We start from the raw sequence: 25,294 nt of genomic DNA, 5'->3' as shown, positions 1-25,294 counted from the left end.
GGTGCCGGCGTCGTCGTGTGCGGCGCAGGATGGGGTCGCGACGCGTGGGCGGAGACTTGACCGACCACACCCGCGCTGGCTAATGTCGCACAGCAGAATCTCAATTCCGATGAGCGGAAGACGGCGAGGATGCCGGGCCGCCGAGCGAGGAGCGACGATGACATCGCCAGGGACGCAGACCACCCGCTACTACACCCCGCAGGGTGGGCTGCCCGGACAGGAGGAGCTGCTGACCGACCGGGCGATCGTCACCGAGGCGTACACCGTCATCCCCCGCGGGGTGCTCCGGGACATCGTCACCTCGAACCTGCCCGGCTGGGAGAAGACGCGGGTGTGGGTGCTCGCGCGCCCGGTCGAGGGGTTCGCGACGACGTTCGCGCAGTACGTCGTCGAGGTCTCGCCCGGCGGCGGGGCCGACCGCGGCGAGGTCGAGGCGACGGTGCAGTCGGTCGTCTTCGTCACCGAGGGCACGCTCGTCCTGACCGTCGGGGGCACCGAGCACGTCCTCGAGCCGGGCGGCTACGCCTACCTCGCGGCCGGCGACGCCTGGTCGCTGCACAACCGCTCGGAGGCGAAGGCCGCGTTCCAGTGGGTCCGCAAGGTCTACGAGCGCGTCGACGGCCACGAGGCGACGACCTTCGTCACGCGCGAGCAGGACGTCGAGCCGCGCCCGATGCCCGACACGGACGGCGCCTGGGCCACGACGCGCTTCGTCGACCCCGACGACCTCGCGCACGACATGCACGTCAACATCGTGACGTTCCAGCCCGGCGGGTCCATCCCCTTCGCGGAGACGCACATCATGGAGCACGGCCTGTACGTGCTGGAGGGCAAGGCCGTCTACCGCCTCAACGGCGACTGGGTCGAGGTGCAGGAGGGCGACTTCATGTGGCTGCGCGCCTTCTGCCCGCAGGCCTGCTACGCCGGCGGCCCGAAGCCGTTCCGCTACCTGCTCTACAAGGACGTCAACCGCCAGGTCCGGCTCGACCGCCGCTGACGGTCCCGACGTCGGCCCGGCATCCCCGCGACGCCTCAGCGGCGCGCGCGCTCGAAGTCGTCGAGCGCGACGCGCCGCTCGTGCGCGTGGTCGACCAGGGGCGCGGGGTAGCCGGCGGGCGGGGTGGCGAGCCGCCACGGCTCGTGCACCGCGCGCCCCGCGACGTCGCGCAGCTCCGGGACCCAGCGCCGCACGTAGACCCCGTCGGGGTCGAACTTCTTGCCCTGGGTCACGGGGTTGAAGACGCGGAAGTAGGGGGCGGCGTCGTGGCCGGTGCCCGCCACCCACTGCCAGTTGAGCTGGTTCTGGGAGACGTCCCCGTCCACCAGGTGCGCCATGAAGTGTGCCGCGCCGCGCTGCCAGCGCACGTGCAGGTCCTTGACGAGGAACGACGCGACCACCATCCGCACCCGGTTGTGCATCCACCCCGTGGCGAGCAGCTGCCGCATCCCGGCGTCGACGAGCGGGTAGCCGGTGCGCCCCGCCGCCCAGGCGTCGAACGCGTCGTCGGCGGCGGCGCCGTCGGCCCACGCGTCCTCGGGCACCACGGCGCGCAGCGACCGGGTCCGGGCGTCCGGACGGTGGTGCAGCACGTCGGCGTGGAACTCGCGCCACGCCAGCTCCGAGCGGAAGGTGGTGACGGCGTCGCCCGGCACGCCGTCCTGGCCCGCCGTCGAGAGGTCGGCGAGCAGGGTGCGCGGGTGCACCTCGCCCCAGCGCAGGTGCACGGACATGGCTGACGTGCCGTCCAGGTCGGGGCGGTCGCGGTCCGTGGCGTACCCGGCCAGGCCGTCGCGGACGAAGTCGTGCCAGCGACGGCGCGCGGCCTCCTCGCCCGCACGCGGGAGCGTCGCCTCGGTGGGCGGCGCCGCGGGCAGGTCGTCGGACGGCAGCTCCGCCCAGGGGATCTCCCGCGGCCGGGTCGCCGGGGCGCGCCACCCGTGGTCGAGCCACGCCGCACGGAACGGCGTGAAGACCTGGTACGGCGTGCCCCCGCCGGTGCGCAGGCGCCCGGGGGAGACGGCGTAGGCCGAGCCGGTGCGCACGAGGGCGACGCCGGCCGCCGCGAGCCGCGCCTCCACGTCGTCGTCGCGCGACCGGCCCCGCGGCTCGTGGCTGGCGGCGACGTGCACCTCCTGCGCGCCCACGGCCCGCACGACGTCCGGGACGACCGTGCGCGGGTCTCCGCGTCGCACGACCAGCCGCCCCCCGCACGCCTCGCCCAGGGCGGACAGGGAGCTCACGAGGTAGGCGAGCCGGTTGGCGCCGGCGCGCCGCCACAGGGCGTCGTCCAGCACGTACAGCCCGACGACCTCGCCGTCGCCGGCCCGGGCTCGCTCGACCGCGGCGAGGAGGGCCGGGTTGTCGGAGAGCCGCAGGTCGCGGCGGAACCACATCACGGTCGCAGGCACCCCACCACCGTACGGGCGTGCCGCGGAGGAGGGCGCCCGAGGTGTGCCGCTGCGGTCGCCGTCGTCCGCGGCCGGTGCCACAGTTTCCGTATGACGGACCAGGCCGCGCCATCGACGCCGCACCCTGAGCACGAGGGGGACCGTGCCTTCTTCGGCCACCCGCGCGGCCTGATGACGCTCGCCACCACCGAGGCCTGGGAGCGGTTCAGCTACTACGGCATGCGGGCCATCCTGCTGCTGTACCTGACCGACACGGTCGCGAACGGCGGCCTCGGGATGGACGCGACGACGGGCGCCGCGTTCGTCTCCATCTACGGCACGTCGGTCTACCTGCTGTCCGTCGTCGGCGGCTGGCTGGCGGACCGGGTGGTCGGGGCCCGCCGCTCCGTGCTGTACGGCGGCATCATCATCGCCGCCGGCCACCTGTCGCTCACCGTCCCGACGTACGGCTTCTCGATGCTCGGCATCGGCCTCGTCGCGTTCGGCACCGGCCTGCTCAAGCCGAACGTGTCCTCGATGGTCGGCGAGCTGTACTCCCGCGACGACCCGCGTCGCGACCCGGCGTTCTCGATCTTCTACATGGGGATCAACCTGGGGTCGTTCTTCTCGCCGTTCATCGTGGGCTCCGTGCAGCGCGCGTGGGGTTACCACGCGGGCTTCTCGGTGGCCGCGATCGGCATGGCGATCGCGCTGGTCTTCTTCGTGGCCGGCTACAAGTACCTCGGCAAGGCCGGCACGGACGTGCCGAACCCGATCACCCGGGAGGACCGGCCGGCGGTCGTGCGTCTCGGCCTGATCGTGGTGGGCGCCATCGTCCTCGCGACCGTGGTGGCGGTGCTGATCGCCGGCGGGTGGAGCACGGAGACGTTCATCGACGCGGTGTCCTACCTCGCGCTGGCGACGCCGATCGTGCTGCTCACGGTCATGTACCGCTCGAAGCGCGTGACGGACGCCGAGCGCCCGCGGGTGCTCGCCTATGTGCCGCTGTTCGTCGCCGCGATGCTGTTCTGGATGATCTTCGAGCAGGCGGCCACCACGCTGACGCAGTTCGCCGCCGACCGGACCGAGCTGCAGCTGTTCGGCATCGACCTGTCCCCGGCGTTCTTCCAGTCGGTCAACCCTGCGACGATCATCATCCTGGCACCCGTGTTCGCGTGGATCTGGACGAAGACGGGGGACCGGCCGCCCACGGCCTACAAGTTCGTCATGGGCCTGACCCTCGCGGCGCTGTCGTTCCTGTTCCTCGCGGGGATGTCGGAGGTCTTCGCGGACGAGCTCGCGCCGCCGTGGGTCCTCATGGGCGTCTACGTCATCCAGACGCTCGGCGAGCTGTGCCTGTCGCCGGTCGGCATCGCCGCCACCACGCTGCTCGCGCCGCGGGCGTTCCGCGGGCAGGCGATGGCGCTGTGGTTCCTGTCGTCGGCCGCCGGCCAGGCGATCACCGCGCAGACCATCGAGGCGACCGAGGGCGTGTCCGACACGCAGTACTTCGGAGGGATCGGCATCGTGGCGCTGGTGTTCGCGGGGCTCCTGCTGCTGCTCGCCCCGTGGGTCACGCGGCACATCCGCCACGCGGACGAGCTCGAGCGCACCCACAGCGCCGGAGCCTCCTGAGCAGGCCGATCGACCACTGGGCGGACATCTCGCCCGCGATCCGGGACGGCGGGCGTAGCGTGCTCGTGCGCGTCGTCAGCGACGCGCGGCACCACTCGTCGAAGGAGCTGACATGAGCCGCCCCCTGCGCTCTCGGACGTCCACCCACGGCCGCAACATGGCCGGTGCCCGCGCGCTGTGGCGCGCGACCGGCATGGGCGCGGAGGACTTCGGCAAACCGATCGTCGCGATCGCGAACTCGTACACGCAGTTCGTCCCGGGCCACGTCCACCTCAAGGACATGGGCGACCTCGTCGCCTCCGCGATCCAGGAAGCCGGCGGCGTGGCCAAGGAGTTCAACACGATCGCCGTCGACGACGGCATCGCGATGGGCCACGGCGGCATGCTCTACTCGCTGCCCAGCCGCGACCTCATCGCCGACTCGGTCGAGTACATGGTCAACGCGCACTGCGCCGACGCCCTCGTGTGCATCTCCAACTGCGACAAGATCACGCCGGGCATGCTCAACGCGGCGCTGCGGCTCAACATCCCGGTGATCTTCGTGTCGGGCGGCCCGATGGAGGCCGGCAAGGCGATCGTGGCCGACGGTGTCGCGAAGACCCCGCTCAACCTCATCAACGCGATCAACTACTCGGCCGACGACAACGTGTCCGACAGCGCCCTCGCCCAGGTCGAGGAGAACGCCTGCCCCACGTGCGGCTCGTGCTCCGGCATGTTCACCGCGAACTCGATGAACTGCCTCACCGAGGCGCTGGGCCTGTCGCTGCCGGGCAACGGCTCCACGCTGGCCACGCACAGCGCCCGCAAGGAGCTGTTCCTCGAGGCCGGCCGCACCATCGTCGACCTGGCCAGGCGCTACTACGACGACGAGGACGACTCCGCGGCCCCCCGGTCGATCGCGACCAAGGCGGCGTTCTCCAACGCGATGACCCTCGACGTGGCGATGGGCGGGTCCACCAACACGGTGCTGCACATCCTGGCCGCGGCGCAGGCGGGCGAGGTCGACTTCGACCTGTCCGACATCGAGACGATCAGCCGCCGGGTGCCGTGCCTGAGCAAGGTCGCGCCGAACCACCCGAGCTTCCACATGGAGGACGTGCACCGCGCCGGCGGCATCCCCGCCCTGCTCGGGGAGCTGGACCGCGCCGGGCTGCTCGACCACGACGTCACCTCCGTGCACTCGCCCACGCTGCGCGGCTGGCTGGACGACTGGGACGTCCGCGGCGGCAAGGCCACGGCCCAGGCCGTCGAGCTGTTCCACGCCGCCCCCGGTGGGGTGCGCACCACGCAGGCGTTCTCGACGTCGAACGTGTGGGAGAGCCTCGACACGGACGCGGCCGACGGGTGCATCCGCGACCTCGAGCACGCGTACACCGTGGAGGGCGGCCTGGCGGTGCTGCGCGGCAACCTCGCCGAGGACGGCGCCGTGTTCAAGACGGCAGGCGTCGACCCCGACGTCTTCCACTTCGTCGGCACCGCGCTCGTCTGCGAGTCGCAGGAGGACGCCGTCGAGAAGATCCTCACCAAGCAGGTGAAGCCGGGTCACGTCGTGGTGGTGCGGTACGAGGGCCCGTCCGGCGGCCCGGGCATGCAGGAGATGCTCTACCCGACGTCGTTCATCAAGGGCCGCGGTCTGGGCAAGGTGTGCGCGCTCATCACCGACGGCCGGTTCTCCGGCGGGTCGAGCGGCATCTCGGTGGGGCACGTCTCGCCCGAGGCGGCCGCCGGCGGCGTCATCGGCCTGGTCGAGGACGGCGACGAGATCGAGATCGACGTCGACACCCGCCTGATCCGCCTGCACGTGCCGGACGAGGTGCTCGCGGAGCGGCGCGCCAAGATGGAGGCCCGGGAGAACCCGTGGCAGCCCGAGAACCGCGACCGCTACGTGTCCCCGGCGCTCCAGGCCTACGCGGCGATGGCGACGTCCGCCGACCGCGGCGCCGTGCGCGACGTCTCGCTCATCACCCGGCGCTGACCTGACCGGGCGCTGACCTGACCGGCGCCCGCGAGGGGACGGGGTCGTCGGCCGTGGCATAGGCTCCGCGCCATGGCCGACCACCCCCGCCCCGCGTCCGACAACGAGCGCGAGCTGGAGCCGGGCATCGTCACCGACCTGCGCGAGCGCATGACGTACGGCTCCTACCTGCACCTGGACCGTCTGCTCGCCGCCCAGGAGCCGATCAGCACCCCGGCGCACCACGACGAGATGCTGTTCATCGTGCAGCACCAGACGACGGAGCTGTGGCTCAAGCTCGTCCTGCACGAGCTCGTCTCCGCGCGCGACCTTCTCGCGGCGGACGAGCTCGGGGCGGCGCTCAAGCGCATCGCGCGGGTCAAGCACGTGCAGCGCACGCTCACCGAGCAGTGGTCGGTGCTCGCGACCCTCACGCCGAGCGAGTACGCGCAGTTCCGCGGGTTCCTCGGGAACGCCTCCGGCTTCCAGTCCTGGCAGTACCGCGCGGTCGAGTTCCTGCTCGGCAACAAGAACGCCCGCATGCTCGCCGTGTTCGACGCCGAGCCGGAGGCGCGCGCCGAGCTCGCCCGCCTGCTGGCCGAGCCGAGCGTGTACGACGAGTTCCTGCGCTACCTCGCCCGGCACGGTCACGACGTGCCGCAGCGCGTGCTCGACCGCGACGTCACGACCGCGCACACGCTCGACGACGACCTGGTCGAGGTGTTCCGCCGCATCTACGCCGAGCCGGAGTCCGACTGGTCGGCGTACGAGACCTGCGAGGAGCTCGTCGACCTGGAGGACAACTTCCAGCTGTGGCGGTTCCGGCACATGAAGACCGTGCTGCGGATCATCGGCACCAAGCGCGGCACCGGCGGGTCCAGCGGCGTCGGCTTCCTGCAGCGGGCGCTCGACCTCACGTTCTTCCCCGAGCTGTTCGCCGTGCGCACCGAGATCGGCGCGACCGCCGGCCCGGCCGCGCGGTCGTGACCCGCCCGCTGGTCGTGCCCCCGGGGGTCGCCCCGGTCGTCCTGCCCGCCGACGTCCCCGCACCGGTGCGTCGGCGGCTGGAGGAGGCCGGCACGCTGCTGCCCCCGTTCACCGATGCGCACGTGCACCTCGGCCTCGTGGACCCGGCGCCGCTGCGCGCCCGCGGCGTCGCCGCCGTGCACGACCTGGGCTGGATCCCCCGGGTGATCGCCGACCTTGCTGCCGACCCCGCCCTCCCACGCGTCGCGTTCGCCGGCGCGTTCCTCACCGCACCCGGCGGCTACCCGTCCGACCGGTCGTGGGCGCCTGCGGGCGCCGTCGAGGAGATCGGCGACCCGTCCGCGGCGGCCGCGGCCGTGGACCGGCAGGTGGACGCCGGGGCGTCGTTCGTCAAGGTCGCGCTGCACGGCACGGCAGGACCCGTGCCCGACGACGCCACCCTCGCCGCCGTCGTCGAGCGCGCGCACGCCCGCGGCCGCGACGTCGTCGCCCACGCGGAAGGGCCGGGGCAGGCGGCGCGGGCGTTCGGGGCGGGCGTCGACCGCCTGGCGCACGCCCCGTTCAGCGAGCGCCTGCCCGACGCGCTGCTCGCGGCCATGGCCGCCGGGGGGACGACGCGATCGCCGATGACGTGGGTCAGCACGCTCGACATCCACGGTTGGGGCGACCCCACCCCCGAGCACGAGGTCGCGCTCGACAACGTGGCGCGCTTCGCCGTGGCGGGGGGCCGGGTCCGCTACGGCACGGACCTGGGCAACGGCCCGCTGCCGGTCGGCCTGAACGCGCGCGAGCTCGCCGCGCTCGCGACGGCCGGGCTCGGCCGGCGCTCGCTGCTCGCGGCGCTGGTGGGCGACGACCCGCCCGCCGGGCTCGTGTCGTTCGTGCCCGGCCCCGCTCCCGCACGGACCGACGACGGCCACGTCCACGCGGCATGGCTCGCCCGCGCCACCGTCCTCGATCTCGCGGACCTGCGGGACCCTGGTTTCGTCCCGCCGACCCCTGACCTGCCCACCGACGTGCCCACCGACCTGCCTACCGAGACCGGAGGAACCGCATGACCACCGACGCCGTGACCGGGCGCGACCGGGCCGCCGCGCTCGACGCCGCCGACCCGCTGGCCCGGTTCCGCCCCGCGTTCGTCGATTCCGACGAGGTGACCGCCTACCTCGACGGCAACTCGCTCGGCCGCCCCACGCGAGCGTCGGCCGAGCGCCTCGCGCGCTTCGCGACCGAGGTGTGGGGTGCTCGCCTCATCCGCGGCTGGGACGAGGAGTGGTACGACCTGCCGCTGCGGGTCGGAGACCGGATCGGCGCGGTCACGCTCGGCGCCGCGCCCGGGCAGACGTTCGTCGCGGACTCCACGACGGTCGTCCTGTACAAGCTGGTGCGGGCGGCGCTGTCCTCGCCGCGGGTCGCCGGGCGCGACGAGATCGTCCTCGACTCGGGCAACTTCCCGACCGACCGCTACGTGCTGGAGGGCGTCGCGCGCGAGCACGGGGCCACGCTGCGCTGGATCGCTCCCGAGCACGACGGCGGCGTGACGCCCGACCAGGTGTCCGCGCTGCTGACCGACCGCACGGCGCTCGTCGTCCTCAGCCACGTCGCCTACCGCTCGGGCTACGTGAGCGACGCCGCCGAGATCACGCGTCGCGCGCACGAGGCCGGGGCGCTCGTGCTGTGGGACCTGTGCCACTCCGCGGGCGCCGTCCCCGTCGCGCTGGACGCGTGGGGCGCGGACCTGGCTGCGGGCTGCACGTACAAGTACCTCAACGGCGGGCCAGGGTCGCCCGCGTTCGGGTACGTGCGCGCGGACCTGCAGGACGAGCTGGTCCAGCCGATCCAGGGCTGGATGGGCAGCGACCGGCCCTTCGAGATGGGCCCCGCCTACGCGCCGCACCCCGGCGTGCGGCGGTTCCTGTCCGGGACGCCCGCGATCGTCGGCATGCTGGCGATGCAGGACATGCTCGACCTGCTCGACGAGGCCGGCCTGGACGCGGTCCGCGCGAAGTCGGTGGCGCTCACCCGGTACGCGCTGGAGCTGGTGGACGACCTGCTGGTGCCGCACGGCGTCCGGGTCGCGTCGCCGCGCGACGACGACCGTCGCGGCAGCCACGTGACGGTGGACCACGACGCGTTCGAGCGCACCCTGCCGCTGCTGTGGGAGCGCGGGGTGATCCCCGACTTCCGCCGGCCGAACGGCCTGCGGCTCGGGCTCTCGCCCCTGTCGACGTCGTTCGACGAGGTGCGCGTCGGCGTGGAGGCGGTCCGCGACGCGCTGGTCGAGGTCATGGGTACGCCGGGCGAGCGCGCGGACCAGCCGGGAGAGTGAGGAGCGCGGCGGCGACGGGCTCTTGCCCGGGCCTCAGCCGCCGAGATCTCGGGAGGGGGTGCGCATGCGTGACGTGGTCGCACGTACACCGCGGCAACCCCGCCTGGCGTGGGGGCTGCTCGTCACCTGGACCTGCCTGTTCACCCTCTTCACCGTCCGGCTCCTTGGCGCCGTGGAGTGGCCGGCGATCATCCTTGCCGTGACGGCGGCGCTCGGGATGGCGGCAGCGATCGCGCGCATCGTGGCGTTCCGGAGCGGGCAGCTCGTCCTGACCGAGGAGGAGCTGCGGGTGGAGCGGCGTCGTCGGCCGCTGACCATAGCCCGCACGGACGTCCGTGCGGTGCGCGGGAACGTCCCGAACCGGCCCTCCTGGTCCGACCGCGTCATCGTCGAGCACGCGGGCGGCAAGAGCACGCTGCCGGCGTACGACCTCGCACCCGGCCTGGTGATCGCCCGCCTCCAGCAGTGGGCCGGTGTCGGCGAGCTCCGGGGGTCCGCCCCCGCCGCGAGCCCGCCGTCCGCCGCGACCGGAGAGGGTGCCGCTCCTACAGTGAGTCCATGAGCGCCGACGCCACCGCCGCACAGGACCGCACACCCGACCTCAAGCCCCGTTCCCGCCAGGTCACCGACGGGCTGGAGGCGACGGCCGCGCGTGGCATGCTGCGCGCCGTCGGGCTCGGCGACGACGACTTCGCGAAGCCGCAGATCGGCGTGGCGAGCTCGTGGAACGAGATCACGCCGTGCAACCTGTCGCTCGACCGGCTGTCGCAGGCGGTGAAGCACGGCGTGCACGCGGGCGGCGGGTACCCGCTGGAGTTCGGCACGATCTCGGTCTCGGACGGCATCTCCATGGGGCACGAGGGGATGCACTTCTCGCTCGTGTCGCGGGACGTCATCGCGGACTCCGTGGAGACGGTGATGCAGGCGGAGCGGCTCGACGGGTCCGTGCTCCTCGCGGGGTGCGACAAGTCGCTGCCCGGCATGCTCATGGCCGCCGCCCGGCTCGACCTCGCCAGCGTGTTCCTCTACGCCGGCTCGATCATGCCGGGCTGGGTGAAGCTGTCGGACGGCACCGAGAAGGACGTCACGATCATCGACGCGTTCGAGGCCGTCGGCGCGTGCGCCCGCGGGCTGATGAGCGAGGAGGACGTCGGTCGCATCGAGCGGGCCATCTGCCCGGGCGAGGGGGCCTGCGGCGGGATGTACACGGCGAACACCATGGCGTCGGCGGCCGAGGCGCTGGGCATGTCGCTGCCGGGCTCGGCCGCGCCGCCCTCGGCGGACCGGCGCCGCGACGCGTTCGCGCAGGCGTCGGGCGAGGCGGTGGTCGAGCTGCTGCGGCGCGGCATCACCGCCCGGCAGATCCTCACCAAGGAGGCCTTCGAGAACGCCATCGCGGTGGTGATGGCGTTCGGCGGGTCCACCAACGCCGTGCTGCACCTGCTCGCCATCGCGCACGAGGCGGAGGTCGAGCTGACCCTCGACGACTTCTCCCGGGTGGCCGACCGAGTGCCGCACCTGGGTGACCTGAAGCCGTTCGGGCGCTACGTCATGAACGACGTCGACCGGATCGGCGGGGTGCCGGTGGTGATGAAGGCGCTGCTAGACGCGGGGCTGCTGCACGGCGACTGCCTCACCGTCACGGGCCGCACGGTCGCGGAGAACCTCGCGGACATCGACCCGCCCGACCCGGACGGCAAGATCCTGCGCGCCCTGGACCGGCCGATCCACCCGACGGGCGGCATCACGATCCTGCACGGGTCGCTCGCCCCCGAGGGTGCGGTGGTGAAGTCGGCCGGCTTCGACTCCGACGTCTTCGAGGGCACGGCCCGCGTCTTCGAGCGGGAGCGCGCCGCGCTCGACGCGCTCGAGGACGGCACCATCACCGCCGGGGACGTCGTCGTGATCCGGTACGAGGGCCCCAAGGGCGGCCCGGGGATGCGGGAGATGCTCGCCATCACGGGCGCGATCAAGGGCGCCGGGCTCGGCAAGGACGTGCTCCTCGTGACCGACGGACGGTTCTCCGGAGGCACCACCGGGCTGTGCGTGGGGCACATCGCACCCGAGGCGGTGGACGCGGGGCCGATCGCGTTCGTGCGCGACGGCGACCGCATCCGCCTCGACGTCGCGCGCAAGACCCTGGACCTGCTGGTCGACGACGCCGAGCTGGCCGCCCGGCGCGACGGCTGGTCGCCGCTGTCGCACGGGTACACGCGGGGGGTGCTGGCGAAGTACACGAAGCTCGTGCAGTCGGCCTCCAAGGGCGCCGTCCTGGGCTGAGTCTCGCGGCGGCTCGGTCTAGGCTCGCGACGCCCCGTGACGTGCTCGCGCGGGGCGACGGCATCGAGGCGAGGAGTGGTCGTGGGCAAGGTGCACGAGAAGATCGACGGTCGCCTGCGGGCGTTCGTCGAGGCCCAGCACATGTTCTTCGTCGCGTCCGCCCCGCTGGCGGCCGACGGGCACGTCAACGTCTCGCCGAAGGGCGTCGACGGGTCGTTCGTCGTGGTCGACGAGCACACCGTCGCGTACCTCGACCTCACCGCGTCCGGGGCCGAGACCATCGCGCACCTGCGCGAGAACGGGCGGATCACGCTCATGTTCTGCGCGTTCGACGGGCCGCCGAACATCGTCCGCCTGCACGGCCGTGGCCGGGTCGTGACGCTGTACGACGACGAGTACGCGTCGTGGGCGCCGCGGTTCCCGGAGCGCCGGGGTGCCCGCGCGGTGATCGTCGTCGACGTCGAGCGCGTGTCGGACTCCTGCGGCTACGGCGTCCCGCTGATGGACCATGTGGGGGAGCGCGACCTGCTGCCGCCGTACATGGACCGCAAGGGAGTCGAGGGGCAGGCGGCCTACCGGCGGCTGAAGAACCGCACGAGCATCGACGGGCTCCCGGCGTTCGACGACGACCCCGAGCCGAGCGCCGTCACCGGCTGAGCGTCGCCAGGCGAGGTGCGGTCCGCCGGGCGATGCTGAGGCCATGACCGACTCGATGACGCCGAAGCAGTTCACCCACGCCGACGGCGTCGCCGACTGGCGCGCGAACGACGGCTCCGCCACCGCCGTCTTCCGCACCGGGTCCTTCGCCGCCGGGGCGCGGTTCGTGGACGCGATCGCCGAGATCGCCGACGCGGTGAACCACCACCCCGACGTCGACCTGCGGTACACCACGGTGACGGTGCGCACGTCGTCGCACGACTCCGGAGGCCTGACCGACCGTGACGTGGACCTGGCCCGCCGGATCAGCGACGCTGCCCGCGAGCTGGAGATCCCGGTCGAGCAGGCCGGGCGCCGCTGACGTCCGACCCTCGTCGCGCGAAGCCTGCGGCACCGGGGCAGGGTGGACCGGGCGGGGGACGAGGCAGCGCGACGGACGGAGCGACCGATGGCCGACGAGATCACGCCGGCAGGGTTCGAGGCCGCGGAAGGCACGGCCGACTGGCGGGCCCTGGGCCGGGGCGCGAGCGCACTGTTCCGCACACGGTCGCCCGGGGAGGGCGCGGTGCTCCTGGAACGGGTACGGGTGCTCGCGGACGGCGCCGACCACCACCCCGACGTCGACCTGCGCGCGGACGGCGTCGTCGTGCGCGTGGTCTCCCACGACGTGGACGGCCTGAGCGAGCGCGACGTCGCGCTGGCGCGCGAGGTGTCCGCCGCCGCCGCAGACCTGGGGCTGGCGGCCGACCCGGCCGGCGTGCAGGAGGTGGAGCTGACGATCGACGCGGCGGAGCGCGAGCAGGTGATGCCGTTCTGGGGCGTCGTGCTGGGGCACGAGCGCACGGGTGAGGACCTCAGGGACCCCCACTCCCGCTGGCCCGGCGTGTGGTTCCAGGAGATGTCCGAGCCGCGGCCCCTGCGCAACCGCCTGCACCTGGACGTCTTCGTGCCGCACGACGTGCGGCAGGCGCGGGTCGACGCGGCGCTCGCGGCCGGCGGGCGGGTCACGACGGAGGAGTTCGTGCCGCACTGGTGGACGCTCGCGGACGCCGAGGGTAACGAGGCCGACATCGTCTCCTGGGAGGGCTTCGACGAGGACCTGGAGGAGGGTCTGCTCACCCCGGAGGAGTTCCGCGCGGCGGGCGGCGTGGAGGACTGGCGGGTGCTGCAGGGAGCCAGCGCGCACTACGTCACGGGCGGGTTCGACCTGGGCGTCGAGCTCGTCGCACGCGCCGCTCGCGCGGCGGAGGAGGCGGGCGTGCCGCTGTTCGCCGACCTGCGCTACTCGGGCGTCACCCTGCGGGTCGGGCCGCCGGAGGACGGGTGGGTCGATGCCGCCCGCCTCCGGGTCGCGCAGCAGGCGCAGGCGGCCGCGCGCGACCTGGGGGTGCGGGCCGAGCCGGCGCAGCTGCGGGACGTGCAGCTGACCTTCGACGCGCTCGACGTCCCCGCCGTGCAGGCGTTCTGGGTCGCGGCGCTCGGCTACCGGGCTCGAGGCGAGACGGACCTGTACGACCCGCTCCTGCGCGGGCCGTCGGTGTTCCTGCAGCCCATGACCGCCCCGCGCGAGCAGCGCAACCGGATCCACGTGGACGTCATGGTGCCGGGCGACGTCGCGGACGCGCGGGTCGCGGCGGCCGTGGCCGCCGGCGGCCGGGTGGTGCGCGACGCCGAGGCGCCGTTCTTCCGCACCGTCGCCGACCCGGAGGGCAACGAGGTGGACATCGCCGTCATCCCCGGCCGTGCCGAGGCGTGGGGCGCCTGACCTGGCAGAGCTCTCGGCACGCCGGCTGACCAGCCGCTAGGCTCCGGGGCGCGCACCGGAGCGACCGGGGCGGCGACCCGGCCCGGTGACCCCGCGGCCACGAGGAGGTGGCGGTGTCCGAGACAGCCGGCGCAGATCTCGCGATCGAGACGCGAGGCCTGCGCAAGACGTACCGCAGCGTGCGGGGGAGGTCGGTCGGGGTCGAGGGGCTCGACCTGCGGGTGCCGGTGGGCGGGGTGCACGGCTTCCTGGGCCCGAACGGCTCGGGGAAGACGACGACGATCCGCATGCTTCTCGGGCTGGTCCGGCCCGACCGCGGCACCGCCACGATCTTCGGCCACGAGGTGCCGAAGCGGCTGCCGGAGGTCGTGGGCCGGGTGGGCGCCATCGTCGAGAGCCCCAAGTTCTTCCCGGCGTTCAGCGCCAGCCGCAACCTGCGCCTGCTCGCCGACGCGATCGGCGCGCCCGCGGGCCGCGTGGACGCCGTCATCGACGAGGTCGGGCTCACCGGGCGGGAGCGCGACAAGTACCGCACCTACTCCCTCGGGATGAAGCAGCGGCTCGCCATCGCCGGGACGCTCCTCAAGGACCCGGACCTGCTGATCTTCGACGAGCCGACCAACGGGCTCGACCCCGCGGGCATCCGGGAGATCCGCCAGACGATGCGCGGCCTGGCCGACCAGGGCAAGACGGTGCTGGTCTCCAGCCACATCCTCGCCGAGGTGGAGCAGATCGCGGACACGGTCTCGATCGTCGCCCGCGGGCGCCTCGTCGCGTCCGGGCGGGTGGCCGACCTCATCGGCGCCGGCACGGCCACGCGGTCGGTCCGCCTGCGCGTGTCCCCGGAGGACGTCACGATCGCGACGAGCGTGCTGGAGACCGGCGGGCTGCTGGTGCGCCGCGAGCACGACGCCCTCGTCGTGGACGGCGCCGCCGACCCCGGCGCGGTGAACCGCGCGCTGGGGGAGCGCGGCGTGTGGGTGCACGAGCTCGCGCCGCTCCAGGCCGACCTGGAGTCGGTGTTCCTGGGCCTCACCGCGCACGAGACGCCCGGGGGCCACACCCACAAGGGTGGCCGGACCAAGCGGGGCGGCACCCCGCCCGAGCCTGCGCACGCCGCCGGGCACGGCACGACGACGGAGGTGGACGCATGAGCCGCCTGCTGCGGGTCGAGCTGCGGAGGCTATGGGCGCGCCGGCTCACCTGGTGGGCGCTGCTCGGGGTGATCGCGGTCGCCGCGCTGACGGCGTTCTCGGCGTACGGGAGCGCAAAGCCCCCCTCGGACGCGGAGCTCGCCGAGGCCCAGGCGATGTACGAGCAAGAGCTGAAGAACTGGCAGGAGTCCGGCGACGAGCAGGTCGCGGACTGCAAGGAGTCCGAGGAGTCCGACCCGGACCCGGCCGCCAACTACGGCTGCGACGACATGGAGCCGCGTCTCGACTGGTACCTGCCGCCCGAGCCCTACTTCGTGCCGCCGGCCTCGGACTCCACCGACCTCGGCGCCTACGCCGAGGAACGTGGTCTGGACCCCGCCGACGTCGACTCCCGGGCCGCGGCGATCAGCACTTCGATGTGGATCGACTGGGGGGCGGGCACCCAGCGCATCGCGACCACGGCGCTCGCCGTCGTCGCGATCGCGTTCGTGCTGGGCGTGAGCTTCGTGACCGCAGAGACGAGCTCAGGTGCTCTCGGCCTGTGGCTGACGTTCGAGCCTCGGCGACGCCGGGTGTTCTGGTCGAAGGCGGTCGCCGCCGGTGCTGGGACGATCCCCATCACGGTGCTCGGTACGGTCGCCCTGATCGGCGGGGTGTACGCCGTGTACGCAAGTTTCGACACGGTCGGCGACCTCACGGCGTCGGGGTGGGCGGAGATCGCCGGCTTCGGCGGGCGTCTCGTCGTGGAGTCGACGGCGCTCGCAATGATCGGGGCCGCGCTGGGCGCGATCTTCCGGCACGCAGCGGCCGCGATCGGCGTCGCGGCGGTCGTCGCGTGGGTCGGGACGCTCGTCACGGGAGCCTTCGACGTCGCCCAGCGCTGGAGCCCGGTCGTCAACCTCAGCGCGTGGCTCCAGGGCGGTGCCATCTACAACACCGAGCGGTGCGCGCCGGGGGAGTCCGGCATCGTCGAGTGCACATGGGTCGAGAAGGTGGTTTCCCAGACGCAGGGCGGGCTCTACCTCCTCGCGCTCACCGTCGTTCTGCTGCTCGTCGCCGTCGTCGTCTTCCGCCGTCGTGACGTGAGCTGACCTCCCCGCGTCCCCGCAGCTCGTGAGCCCGGCGTCCCGCATGCTGTCCGCATGATGGGACACCGGGCTCACGACGTGACATCGGGAGGTGGCGGGCGTAACGTTCGATCCGTGCAGACGATCCTCGTAGTACTTCTTCCCGGGCGCGCCGACTAGGCCCACGCACCAGGCTTCGTCAGCGCGCTCACCCTCGTCAGTCCCGCAGTGTCGGGACCGGGGGCTTTTTTATTGCACGGACAACCCTTCGCCAGACCCCTCGCCCAGACCGACCGGCAGGAGAGACCGATGGTCCAGCCGAACCCGACCCCCGCCCAGGTGGCCGCGCGCACCGCGCGCCCCGCCGACCGAGCAGTGTCCGGTGAGGAGGTCACCGGCGCCGAGTCGATCGTCCGTTCCCTCGAGTCGGTCGGCGTCGAGAACGTCTTCGGCATCCCGGGCGGCGCCATCCTTCCGCTCTACGACCCGCTCATGGACTCGAAGCAGATCCGCCACGTCCTGGTGCGGCACGAGCAGGGCGGCGGCCACGCGGCCCAGGGCTACGCCCACGCGACGGGCAAGGTCGGCGTCACGATGGCGACCTCCGGCCCCGGCGCGACGAACCTCGTCACCCCGCTCGCCGACGCGCACATGGACTCGGTGCCGCTGGTCGCGATCACGGGTCAGGTGGCGCAGTCGCTCATCGGCACCGACGGGTTCCAGGAGGCGGACATCGTCGGCATCACGATGCCGATCACCAAGCACTCCTACCTCGTCACCGACCCTGCCGAGATCCCGCGCACCATCGCCGAGGCGTTCCACATCGCCTCGACCGGCCGGCCCGGGCCGGTGCTGGTGGACATCGCGAAGTCCGCGATGCAGGCGCGCACCACGTTCTCCTGGCCGCAGGAACTGGCCCTGCCCGGCTACCACCCGGTGACCAAGCCGCACGCCAAGCAGATCCGCGAGGCCGCGAAGTTGCTCGCCACCGCCCGCCGCCCGGTGCTGTACGTGGGCGGCGGCGTCATCCGCTCGGGCGCGTCGGAGGCGCTGCGCCGTCTGGTCGACGTCTCGGGGGCCGCCGTCGTCACGACGCTCACCGCGCGCGGAGCCGTGCCCGACAGCCACCCGCAGCACCTGGGCATGCCCGGCATGCACGGCACGGTGCCCGCGGTGGCTGCGCTGCAGAAGGCCGACCTCGTGGTCGCCCTCGGCGCCCGGTTCGACGACCGGGTGACCGGCCGGCTGTCGAGCTTCGCGCCGCACGCGGCCGTCGTGCACGCCGACATCGACCCCGCGGAGATCGGCAAGAACCGGCCCGTGGACGTGCCGATCGTCGGGGACCTGCGCGAGGTGATCGCCGACCTGGTGCCGGCCCTCGAGGCCGAGCACGCCAAGGTGGGCCGCCCCGACCTGGCCGCCTGGTGGCACCAGCTCGACACGTGGCGCGAGACCTACCCGCTCGGGTACACGCCCACCGCCGACGGACACCTGTCCCCGCAGCACGTGATCTCCCGGCTGGGCGAGCTCGCCGGCCCGGACGCGATCTACGCCGCGGGCGTGGGGCAGCACCAGATGTGGGCGGCGCAGTTCATCCGTTACGAGCGTCCCCGCACGTGGCTCAACTCGGCCGGCCTGGGCACGATGGGCTTCGCGGTCCCGGCCGCGATGGGCGCCAAGGTGGGCGAGCCCGACCGCGAGGTGTGGGCCATCGACGGCGACGGCTGCTTCCAGATGACCAACCAGGAGCTCGCGACCTGCGCGATCAACGACATCCCGATCAAGGTGGCGCTGATCAACAACAGCTCGCTCGGCATGGTCCGGCAGTGGCAGACGCTCTTCTACGAGGAGCGGTACTCCAACACCGACCTGCACACCGGGCACGGCACGCGGCGCATCCCCGACTTCGTGAAGCTCGCCGACGCCTACGGCTGCGAGGGCATCCGCGTGGAGCGCGAGGACGAGGTCGACGCCGCGATCAAGCGGGCGCAGGAGATCGACGACCGCCCGGTGGTCATCGACTTCCAGGTCTCGCGCGACGCCATGGTGTGGCCGATGGTCGCCGCGGGGGTTCCGAACGACGACATCCAGTACGCGCGCGGCATCTCGCCCGCGTGGGACCGCGAAGACTGACCGGCCGCGAGCAGAGACGGAGAGCCACCATGTCGCGTCACACCCTGTCCGTGCTGGTCGAGAACAAGCCGGGCGTCCTCACCCGCGTCAGCGCGCTGTTCGCGCGCCGCGCGTTCAACATCCACTCCCTGGCCGTCGGCCCCACCGAGCACGAGGAGATCTCGCGCGTCACGGTCGTCGTCGACGTCGAGGAGCACCCGCTCGAGCACGTGACCAAGCAGCTCAACAAGCTGGTCAACGTCATCAAGATCGTCGAGCTGGACCCGGAGTCCTCCGTGCAGCGCGAGCTCATGCTCGTCAAGGTGCGGGCCGACGCCACCACGCGCGCCGGGGTGCTCGAGGTCGTCGACCTGTTCCGCGCCCACGTGGTGGACGTGGTGCCGGACACCGTCGTCATCGAGGCGACCGGCACCGCCGCGAAGCTGTCCGCGCTGCTCAGCGCGCTCGAGCCCTACGGCGTCCGGGAGATCGTGAAGTCCGGCACGCTCGCGGTGGGCCGCGGCTCGCGGTCCATCACTGACCGAGCGCTGGAGCGGGTACGCACCGCCTGACACGGTTCGCGTACCGTCACCCCTGCCGGTGACCACCGAGAAACCGACCAGAAGTACCGAGAATCGAAGTATCGAGACCGAGGAGCATCACCGTGGCTGAGCTGTTCTACGACGACGACGCCGACCTGTCCATCATCCAGCAGCGCAAGGTCGCCGTCATCGGGTACGGCAGCCAGGGGCACGCGCACGCGCTGAACCTGCGCGACTCCGGCGTCGACGTCCGCGTCGGCCTGCGCGAGGGCTCGGCGTCCGCCAAGAAGGCCGAGGACGAGGGCCTGCGCGTGCTGACCGTCGCCGACGCCGTGAAGGAGGCGGACGTCGTCGTCATCCTCGCGCCGGACCAGGTCCAGCGGCACGTGTACCGCGACGAGATCGCCCCGAACCTCACCGAGGGCGCGGCGCTCGTCTTCGGGCACGGCTTCAACATCCGGTTCGGCTACATCAAGCCCGAGGCCGGCCACGACGTGCTCATGGTCGCCCCCAAGGGCCCGGGCCACCTCGTGCGCCGCGAGTACGTCGACGGCCGCGGCGTGCCCGTGATCGTCGCCGTCGAGCAGGACGCGTCCGGCTCCGCGTGGGAGCTCGCCCTCTCGTACGCGAAGGGCATCGGCGGCCTCCGCGCCGGCGGCATCAAGACCACGTTCACCGAGGAGACCGAGACCGACCTCTTCGGCGAGCAGGCCGTCCTGTGCGGCGGCGCCTCGCAGCTGGTCCAGTACGGCTTCGAGACGCTGACCGAGGCGGGCTACCAGCCCGAGGTCGCGTACTTCGAGGTGCTGCACGAGCTGAAGCTGATCGTCGACCTCATGGTCGAGGGTGGCATCGCCAAGCAGCGCTGGTCCGTCTCCGACACGGCCGAGTACGGCGACTACGTCTCCGGCCCGCGCGTCATCGACCCGCACGTCAAGGAGAACATGAAGGCCGTCCTCGCGGACATCCAGAACGGCGCCTTCGCCGAGCGCTTCATCGCCGACCAGGACGCCGGCGCCCCCGAGTTCACCGCGCTCCGCGAGAAGGGCGAGGCGCACCCGATCGAGACCACCGGCCGCGAGCTGCGGAAGATGTTCTCGTGGATCAAGCCCGCTGACTCCGACTACACGGAGGGCAGCGCCGCTCGCTGACCCACACCGTCAGCAGCGACGCGCGCGGCCGCCGCCCCGGAGACCCCGGGTCGGCGGCCGCACGTGCGTCCGCCCGCCGAGGTCAGGGCCCCGCCCTGGCGAGGTAGTTCGCGACCGCGCGAGGTAGTCCGCGACCGCGCGAGGTAGTTCGCGACCGCGCGAGGTAGTTCGCGACTACGCGAGGTAGTTCGTGACCGCGCGAGGTAGTTCCCGCCGGTCAGCCCAGCAGGCCGGCCCAGCCGCGGACGACGTCGACCAGCCCCACCCGGTCGAGGGCGTCCACGTCGGAGAGGCGGTGCCACGCGACGTCGTCGGTGGAGCCGTCCGTCTCGACGGTCAGCTCCCCGCCGACGACGTGCGCGCGGTACACGATGCGGATGCCGTGCATCGGCTCGGTCGGGGTGCCGAGGCCGACGTCGTACCTGCGCTCTGTCGGGACGACGATGCTGTCGACGCCGAGGAGCCCGTCGAGCGCGACCTCGTACCCGGTCTCCTCGCGCAGCTCGCGCACGACGGCGTCCTCGGGGTGCTCGCCGGGGTCGATCCCGCCGCCGGGCATCGTCCAGCCCGACCCGGTGTCGGCGGACCAGTGCGGGAGCAGGATGCGGTCGTCCTCGACGACGAGGGCATAGGCGGCGACGCGCGTGAGCATCCCGGCATCGTGCCACGCGCGTGGCCTGGCAGGATGGGAGCATGACCGACGACGCGAACCCGGGGCAGGACGAGACCGGCCTGACCGACAGCGGCCTGACCGACAGCGGCCTGACCGACACCGGCCAGGCGGACCGCATCGCACAGTTCTGGGACGTCGCCCGGCCGAGCGCCGGCCGCACCAGCCACGGGGGCGCGGTGGGCGAGCGCAGCGAGAACGTCGTGCCCCCGCCGGCGTGGTCGTTCGGCGACTCGCCCGAGCTGGCCGACGAGCTGCTCCAGCTGGTTCTCGACGGTGTGAAGTCCGGTACCGCCGCCGCCGTGTGGGAGTACGAGGCGGCCGACGAGCCGCTGCCGCGCAAGGGCGACCTGTCGATCGTGCTCGACGGCGCAGGTGCACCTCGGCTCCTCATCAAGACCACCCAGGTGGACACCGTCCCCTTCGCCGAGGTGACCGCCGAGCACGCCGCCGCCGAAGGGGAGGGCGACCGCACCCTGGCCGACTGGCGCGACGGTCACGAGCGCTACTGGCGCCGGACGCTCGCGCAGATCGGACGCGAGTTCGACCCGGCGATGCCCGTGGTCTGCGAGCGGTTCAAGGTGCTCTTCCGCTCCTGACCCAGAACGACCCGGCTGGTCCAGCCGGCGGCCCAGCCTGCCCAGTGCGCTCGACGGTGATCACGCGTTCCTCGGGGCTCGCCCGAGGCCGTCCGGGCCCTAGCAGTCCAGGGGTCCAGGCCCTGGCATCTTCGGGCCGGCACCATGCCTCAGAACGGCGGTGCCTCGAGGGCGGCACCGGTGTCGGCGGGCTTCCCTGGCGCGGCCCTCTCGCGCTGAGGAGCGAGCACTGCCTCGTGCAGAGGATCGTTCTTGCCACCTCCGGGTGGTTCGTGGCCGTGGGGGAGCGAGCGGTGCCGGGTGGTGTCGATCGGCGGGGGATGGGTGGTGTGACGGCGGCCGGTGGGGGAGACCCACTCGAGCGTGCCGGCCCAGCCGTCAGACCCCGCTGCGCCTCGGGTGGCTGAGGGGTGCGGTCGTCGGGCCTTCGGGGCCGGGATCTGCGTGACCTTCCAGGTGGTCTGGTGTTTCAGGACGTGATGTCGGCGACAGAGCGCCGCGAGATTGGTGGCGTTCGTGGTGCCGCCGTCGCCCCAGGCGACGGTGTGGTCGAGGTCCGCTCGCTGGGCGGGGTGGGTACAGCCGGGGAAGCGGCAGGTGGTGTCGCGTTCACGGACCAACGCCTTGAGGTCGGCGGGCACGGCGTAGGTGGTGCGTCCGTGCGACAGGACGGTGCCGGTCTCGGGGTCGGTGAGGATGCGCCGGAGTGACGGGGCGAGGCCGGTGAGCTGTCGCGCGGTGCCGGGGTCGATGGGGACATGCCCGTCCATCGTGGCGGGAGCGTCGGTGATGCCGAGCAGGGAGAGCACAGGGACCGTGACGGTGACCCGCGGCCGGATCGAGCGGGCCAGCGTCGCCAGTGACGGCCCGTCGCGCGGCGGTTCGACGGTGGGGATGTCGCAGTCCTTGACGGCGTCCGCCCTCCGTCCCGTCATGCCGTCGTCGAGCGCGCCGTCATCGAGAGAGCCGTCATCAAGGAGGAGGGCGGCGAGGGTGTCGGCGCGGGCCTGGGCCAGGGTGCGCGGGTCGCCATCGGCGAGGAGGTGCCTGCCGGATCGCGTGAGTCGGTCGTGGGCCGCATGGGCCAACGGCGCCGGCAGGTGGGCGACCAGCCAGGCCATGCCGTCGCGGCCCTCGTCGAGGTAGACCGCGCGGTGCTGGGCGGCCTCGGCGTGCCGGACGTCGGCCGGGACGGGGTGGGCCGACTCGCGGGCGCGGCGGGTCGTGGTGCCGGCCTGGGTGGGCGTGCAGGTGATCTGGCCGGTGGCAGGGTCGGTGGTCGAGGCGAGGACGGATCGTTCGATCTCTCGTGCTTCGGTGGGCGTGAGGTCGCTGAGGTGCTTGGTGACCTGGACAGCATGTGCCCAGGTCAGGCGCCCCTCGCCGAGAGCGGTCAGAGTCGCGGGTGCCTTGGCGGTCAGGGTGACGGCGTGGTCGGTGAGGCCGCCCGCGGCGTGCTCGCCGACGTGCAGGATGGTGGCGATCTCGGCGACGACGGCGCGGTGGGCGAGCTCGAGCCTGCGGGCGGAGGGTGCCCGGCGCACGGCCGGGTCGCTGCTGTCGACGAGGTCGGGCTCCAGGAGCACGGCCAGGTCGACGGCTCGTGCCAGCAGCACGGCGCGCCGGGCGTGCAGCGTCGCGACGCGGGCCTCGAGGTCGGCAAGCTCGTCGAGCACGCCGTCCAGGTCGGCCAGGCACGACGGCGGCGTAGGTGCCGGGGTGCCCGCTGCACTGCCTGTCGCCACGGCCTGGTGGCGTGATCCCTCGTCGAGCAGCTCGCGCGTGGAGGGCTCCCACGTGCGCGGCAGCGCGGCCAGCCGAGCCGCCTCGACCCGCAACCGCGCGCCGTCGACCGTGCCGGCAGAGGTGCCGGCGACCGGGTCGGGGAGCGTCGTCGTCATGCCCCGATCCTAGGCGAGGTTCGAACACCTGTTCTATCGCGGGCGCCAACCTGTGGACAGCTGCGCCGCCGGCTCTCCGAGGCAACGGCTTCCTGGCGGACGGCGCGCGCCTCGTCGACGAACGTCCGGGCCTCGCGGAGGTCCGCCAGGTGCGCCGGCGGGCGGGCGGCTACGCGGGCGTGAGCACCAGCCAGGCGAAGCCGACCACGCCGCGGTAGCCGCCCAGGTACTCGTCGCGCCGCTGGTCGGAGAAGGCGCGGGCGCCCGGCGTGCCGAGGCGTTCGATCCCCGCACGCCAGTCGGACTCGAAGTCGTCCCACTCCGCCTGCGACGAGGCGGCGGCGTGCAGCACGCGGAACCCCGCGTCCGTGGCGGCGCGGGCCAGGCCGGCGAGGTCGGGCAGGTCGCCGAAGACCTCCCGCACCGCGGCGTCGGGCTCGGCGTCGTAGACGCCGTCGCCGAACAGCAGCCTCCCGCCGGCCTCGGTGCGGCGGTGCAGCGCGGTGAGCGCGGCGGGGGCGGAGCCCCAGATGTGGCCGGCGCCGACGTTCAGCACCACGGTCGCCGTCGTGTCCCACGTCGTCGCGTCCCCCTCGTGGAAGGCGACCCGGTCGCCCAGGCCTCGCGTCCTCGCCCTCTGCCTGGCGCGCTCGAGGTCGGCCGGCGCCCGGTCGACGCCGTCGCCGGCGAGGCCGTGCCGCTCGCACAGCCGCAGCAGCAGCTCGCCGGAGCCGCAGCCGAGGTCGAGGACGTGGGCGTCGGGCGTCGGGGGCGCGAGGCGCTCGACGAGGTCGGCCGCCCGGGCGGCGCCGAGGGGGGAGTTGAAGGTCAGGTTCTGGGCGGCCGCGTCGAAGTACGGCCGGAGGTCCTCGTCGTCCGGGGTCATGCCGCGATCGTGGGCGCCCCGGGTCGCCCCGACAAGCCATTTGTCGAGGGTGCACGCGTGACCTGCGAGGTCACGTGGCATGGTGTCCGAAGAATGAGATTTCTGTCCGCATCATGACCCCGTGGGCTTAGGCTCGCTCCCATGACGCGGAGCATCGACCTGGCAGTGGTGGCCGGCGACGGCATCGGTACGGAAGTCGTGGAGCAGGGCCTCGCGGTCCTCGAGGCGGCGGTGTCCGGTGCGGACGTGAAGGTCTCCACGACCGAGTTCGACCTCGGCGCGCGCCGGTGGCACGCCACGGGCGAGACGCTCACCGACGCCGACCTGGCAGCCATCAAGGGTCACGACGCGATCCTCCTGGGCGCGATCGGCGACCCGAGCGTGCCGTCGGGCGTCCTCGAGCGCGGTCTGCTGCTCAAGCTCCGCTTCTCGCTCGACCACTACGTGAACCTGCGACCGGGCAAGCTGTACCCCGGCGTGACGAGCCCGCTGGCCAACCCGGGCGAGGTGGACTTCGTCGTCGTCCGCGAGGGCACCGAGGGTCCGTACGTGGGTAACGGCGGCGCGCTGCGCGTCGGCACCCCGCACGAGATCGCGACCGAGGTGTCCGTCAACACCGCGTTCGGCGTCGAGCGCGTCGTGCGCGACGCCTTCGCCCGCGCCCAGGCCCGCCCCCGCAAGCACCTCACGCTGGTGCACAAGCACAACGTGCTGGTGCACGCCGGGCACCTGTGGCGCCGCACCGTCGAGGCCGTGAACGCCGAGTTCCCCGACGTCACCACGGACTACCTGCACGTCGACGCGGCCACGATCTTCCTCACGACCAACCCGTCGCGGTTCGACGTGATCGTCACCGACAACCTGTTCGGCGACATCCTCACGGACCAGGCGGCCGCCATCACCGGCGGCATCGGCCTCGCCGCGTCGGCGAACATCAACCCGGACCGCACCGCGCCGTCCATGTTCGAGCCGGTGCACGGCTCGGCGCCGGACATCGCGGGCCAGGGCAAGGCGGACCCGACCGCCACCGTGCTGTCGGTCTCGCTCCTGCTCGACCACCTCGGCCTCACCGAGGAGGCCGCCCGCGTGGAGGCCGCGGTCGCGGCCGACCTCGTCGAGCGCGGCAACCGAGTACGCACGACGGCCGAGGTCGGGCGCGACCTCGCCGCTCGCGTCAACGGCTGACGACCCGCGTCGTCATCCGGACGGCGCGGCGC

General features: G+C 73.1%; 22 protein-coding genes. 18 read left to right on the top strand and 4 right to left on the bottom strand.

The window, feature by feature from the left end; all coding sequences use genetic code 11:
* Nucleotides 1–157 precede the first annotated feature (157 nt).
* Nucleotides 158–997 carry a bifunctional allantoicase/(S)-ureidoglycine aminohydrolase gene (locus ACFT55_RS07400; RefSeq protein ID WP_380243158.1) on the top strand — a complete coding sequence of 280 codons (840 nt, stop codon included), beginning with the start codon at nt 158–160 and terminating at the stop codon, nt 995–997.
* Nucleotides 998–1,032: 35 nt separating this feature from the next.
* Here the strand turns inward: ACFT55_RS07400 and ACFT55_RS07395 are convergent, their stop codons facing one another.
* A complete protein-coding gene (locus ACFT55_RS07395) occupies nt 1,033–2,409 on the bottom strand; it encodes a cryptochrome/photolyase family protein (RefSeq protein WP_380243156.1) in 1,377 nt (458 codons plus the stop codon).
* A 90-nt stretch (nt 2,410–2,499) separates the two neighbouring features.
* Between ACFT55_RS07395 and ACFT55_RS07390 the strand changes: the two genes are divergently transcribed.
* The 15 genes from ACFT55_RS07390 to ilvC all read left to right on the top strand — a co-directional run bounded on the left by ACFT55_RS07390 (nt 2,500) and on the right by ilvC (nt 20,021).
* Nucleotides 2,500–4,023 (top strand): peptide MFS transporter, encoded by a 1,524-nt coding sequence (locus ACFT55_RS07390; protein ID WP_380243153.1) that lies wholly within the window; start codon nt 2,500–2,502, stop codon nt 4,021–4,023.
* 112 nt (nt 4,024–4,135) lie between these two features.
* Complete coding sequence (gene ilvD / locus ACFT55_RS07385; protein ID WP_380243151.1) at nt 4,136–5,998, top strand: dihydroxy-acid dehydratase; 1,863 nt, start codon at nt 4,136–4,138, stop codon at nt 5,996–5,998.
* A 72-nt stretch (nt 5,999–6,070) separates the two neighbouring features.
* Nucleotides 6,071–6,964, top strand: a complete 894-nt coding sequence (locus tag ACFT55_RS07380; RefSeq protein ID WP_380243149.1) for a tryptophan 2,3-dioxygenase — start codon at nt 6,071–6,073, stop codon at nt 6,962–6,964.
* Nucleotides 6,961–8,022, top strand: a complete 1,062-nt coding sequence (locus ACFT55_RS07375; RefSeq protein ID WP_380243147.1) for an amidohydrolase — start codon at nt 6,961–6,963, stop codon at nt 8,020–8,022. Before ACFT55_RS07380 ends, ACFT55_RS07375 begins: the two co-directional genes overlap by 4 nt.
* Entirely contained in the window at nt 8,019–9,293 is a 1,275-nt protein-coding gene (locus ACFT55_RS07370; protein ID WP_380243145.1) for a kynureninase, read from the top strand. Before ACFT55_RS07375 ends, ACFT55_RS07370 begins: the two co-directional genes overlap by 4 nt.
* Nucleotides 9,294–9,357: 64 nt before the next feature.
* Nucleotides 9,358–9,855, top strand: a complete 498-nt coding sequence (locus ACFT55_RS07365; protein ID WP_380243143.1) for a hypothetical protein — start codon at nt 9,358–9,360, stop codon at nt 9,853–9,855.
* Complete coding sequence (gene ilvD, locus ACFT55_RS07360; RefSeq protein WP_380243141.1) at nt 9,852–11,573, top strand: dihydroxy-acid dehydratase; 1,722 nt, start codon at nt 9,852–9,854, stop codon at nt 11,571–11,573. The genes ACFT55_RS07365 and ilvD (ACFT55_RS07360) overlap by 4 nt, the downstream gene beginning before the upstream one ends.
* Before the next feature lie 81 nt (nt 11,574–11,654).
* A complete protein-coding gene (locus tag ACFT55_RS07355; protein WP_380243139.1) occupies nt 11,655–12,230 on the top strand; it encodes a pyridoxamine 5'-phosphate oxidase family protein in 576 nt (191 codons plus the stop codon).
* 43 nt (nt 12,231–12,273) lie between these two features.
* A complete protein-coding gene (locus tag ACFT55_RS07350) occupies nt 12,274–12,591 on the top strand; it encodes a 4a-hydroxytetrahydrobiopterin dehydratase (RefSeq protein ID WP_380243137.1) in 318 nt (105 codons plus the stop codon).
* 87 nt (nt 12,592–12,678) lie between these two features.
* Complete coding sequence (locus tag ACFT55_RS07345; RefSeq protein ID WP_380243135.1) at nt 12,679–13,995, top strand: VOC family protein; 1,317 nt, start codon at nt 12,679–12,681, stop codon at nt 13,993–13,995.
* 107 nt (nt 13,996–14,102) lie between these two features.
* A complete protein-coding gene (locus tag ACFT55_RS07340; RefSeq protein ID WP_380243133.1) occupies nt 14,103–15,149 on the top strand; it encodes an ABC transporter ATP-binding protein in 1,047 nt (348 codons plus the stop codon).
* Nucleotides 15,146–16,240, top strand: coding sequence for an ABC transporter permease subunit (locus ACFT55_RS07335; protein ID WP_380243131.1), 1,095 nt, complete (start codon nt 15,146–15,148; stop codon nt 16,238–16,240). Before ACFT55_RS07340 ends, ACFT55_RS07335 begins: the two co-directional genes overlap by 4 nt.
* Before the next feature lie 285 nt (nt 16,241–16,525).
* Nucleotides 16,526–18,349, top strand: coding sequence for an acetolactate synthase large subunit (locus tag ACFT55_RS07330; protein WP_380243129.1), 1,824 nt, complete (start codon nt 16,526–16,528; stop codon nt 18,347–18,349).
* A 29-nt stretch (nt 18,350–18,378) separates the two neighbouring features.
* Nucleotides 18,379–18,900 (top strand): acetolactate synthase small subunit, encoded by a 522-nt coding sequence (gene ilvN / locus ACFT55_RS07325; protein ID WP_380243126.1) that lies wholly within the window; start codon nt 18,379–18,381, stop codon nt 18,898–18,900.
* 92 nt (nt 18,901–18,992) lie between these two features.
* Nucleotides 18,993–20,021, top strand: coding sequence for a ketol-acid reductoisomerase (gene ilvC / locus ACFT55_RS07320; RefSeq protein ID WP_380243124.1), 1,029 nt, complete (start codon nt 18,993–18,995; stop codon nt 20,019–20,021).
* A gap of 217 nt (nt 20,022–20,238) precedes the next feature.
* On the opposite strand, the gene ACFT55_RS07315 is transcribed toward ilvC, so the two are convergent.
* Nucleotides 20,239–20,673, bottom strand: coding sequence for an NUDIX hydrolase (locus ACFT55_RS07315; RefSeq protein ID WP_380243122.1), 435 nt, complete (start codon nt 20,671–20,673; stop codon nt 20,239–20,241).
* A gap of 41 nt (nt 20,674–20,714) precedes the next feature.
* On the opposite strand from ACFT55_RS07315, the gene ACFT55_RS07310 reads away from it, so the two are divergent.
* Entirely contained in the window at nt 20,715–21,290 is a 576-nt protein-coding gene (locus ACFT55_RS07310) for an ASCH domain-containing protein (RefSeq protein WP_380243120.1), read from the top strand.
* A 149-nt stretch (nt 21,291–21,439) separates the two neighbouring features.
* On the opposite strand, the gene ACFT55_RS07305 is transcribed toward ACFT55_RS07310, so the two are convergent.
* On the bottom strand, nt 21,440–23,191 hold the full coding sequence (locus tag ACFT55_RS07305; RefSeq protein ID WP_380243117.1) for a DUF222 domain-containing protein: 1,752 nt from the start codon (nt 23,189–23,191) through the stop codon (nt 21,440–21,442).
* A gap of 169 nt (nt 23,192–23,360) precedes the next feature.
* A complete protein-coding gene (locus tag ACFT55_RS07300) occupies nt 23,361–24,077 on the bottom strand; it encodes an SAM-dependent methyltransferase (RefSeq protein ID WP_380243115.1) in 717 nt (238 codons plus the stop codon).
* A 141-nt stretch (nt 24,078–24,218) separates the two neighbouring features.
* Between ACFT55_RS07300 and ACFT55_RS07295 the strand changes: the two genes are divergently transcribed.
* Nucleotides 24,219–25,262, top strand: a complete 1,044-nt coding sequence (locus ACFT55_RS07295) for a 3-isopropylmalate dehydrogenase (protein WP_380243113.1) — start codon at nt 24,219–24,221, stop codon at nt 25,260–25,262.
* Nucleotides 25,263–25,294 lie beyond the last annotated feature (32 nt).

Origin of the sequence: Isoptericola sp. NPDC057191, assembly GCF_042670225.1 — a bacterium.
GTDB lineage: Bacteria > Actinomycetota > Actinomycetes > Actinomycetales > Cellulomonadaceae > Isoptericola.
The sequence above is the reverse complement of the archived record's forward strand: the minus strand, read 5'-3'. Positions and strand labels throughout refer to the sequence as shown.

Coding starts and splice junctions, on each gene's coding strand:
- ACFT55_RS07400 (WP_380243158.1), top strand. CDS start 158: ATGACATCGCCAGGGACGCAGACCACCCGCTACTACACCCCGCAGGGT.
- ACFT55_RS07390 (WP_380243153.1), top strand. CDS start 2,500: ATGACGGACCAGGCCGCGCCATCGACGCCGCACCCTGAGCACGAGGGG.
- ilvD (WP_380243151.1), top strand. CDS start 4,136: ATGAGCCGCCCCCTGCGCTCTCGGACGTCCACCCACGGCCGCAACATG.
- ACFT55_RS07380 (WP_380243149.1), top strand. CDS start 6,071: ATGGCCGACCACCCCCGCCCCGCGTCCGACAACGAGCGCGAGCTGGAG.
- ACFT55_RS07370 (WP_380243145.1), top strand. CDS start 8,019: ATGACCACCGACGCCGTGACCGGGCGCGACCGGGCCGCCGCGCTCGAC.
- ACFT55_RS07365 (WP_380243143.1), top strand. CDS start 9,358: ATGCGTGACGTGGTCGCACGTACACCGCGGCAACCCCGCCTGGCGTGG.
- ilvD (WP_380243141.1), top strand. CDS start 9,852: ATGAGCGCCGACGCCACCGCCGCACAGGACCGCACACCCGACCTCAAG.
- ACFT55_RS07350 (WP_380243137.1), top strand. CDS start 12,274: ATGACCGACTCGATGACGCCGAAGCAGTTCACCCACGCCGACGGCGTC.
- ACFT55_RS07345 (WP_380243135.1), top strand. CDS start 12,679: ATGGCCGACGAGATCACGCCGGCAGGGTTCGAGGCCGCGGAAGGCACG.
- ACFT55_RS07335 (WP_380243131.1), top strand. CDS start 15,146: ATGAGCCGCCTGCTGCGGGTCGAGCTGCGGAGGCTATGGGCGCGCCGG.
- ACFT55_RS07330 (WP_380243129.1), top strand. CDS start 16,526: ATGGTCCAGCCGAACCCGACCCCCGCCCAGGTGGCCGCGCGCACCGCG.
- ilvN (WP_380243126.1), top strand. CDS start 18,379: ATGTCGCGTCACACCCTGTCCGTGCTGGTCGAGAACAAGCCGGGCGTC.
- ACFT55_RS07315 (WP_380243122.1), bottom strand. CDS start 20,673: ATGCTCACGCGCGTCGCCGCCTATGCCCTCGTCGTCGAGGACGACCGC.
- ACFT55_RS07310 (WP_380243120.1), top strand. CDS start 20,715: ATGACCGACGACGCGAACCCGGGGCAGGACGAGACCGGCCTGACCGAC.
- ACFT55_RS07305 (WP_380243117.1), bottom strand. CDS start 23,191: ATGACGACGACGCTCCCCGACCCGGTCGCCGGCACCTCTGCCGGCACG.
- ACFT55_RS07300 (WP_380243115.1), bottom strand. CDS start 24,077: ATGACCCCGGACGACGAGGACCTCCGGCCGTACTTCGACGCGGCCGCC.
- ACFT55_RS07295 (WP_380243113.1), top strand. CDS start 24,219: ATGACGCGGAGCATCGACCTGGCAGTGGTGGCCGGCGACGGCATCGGT.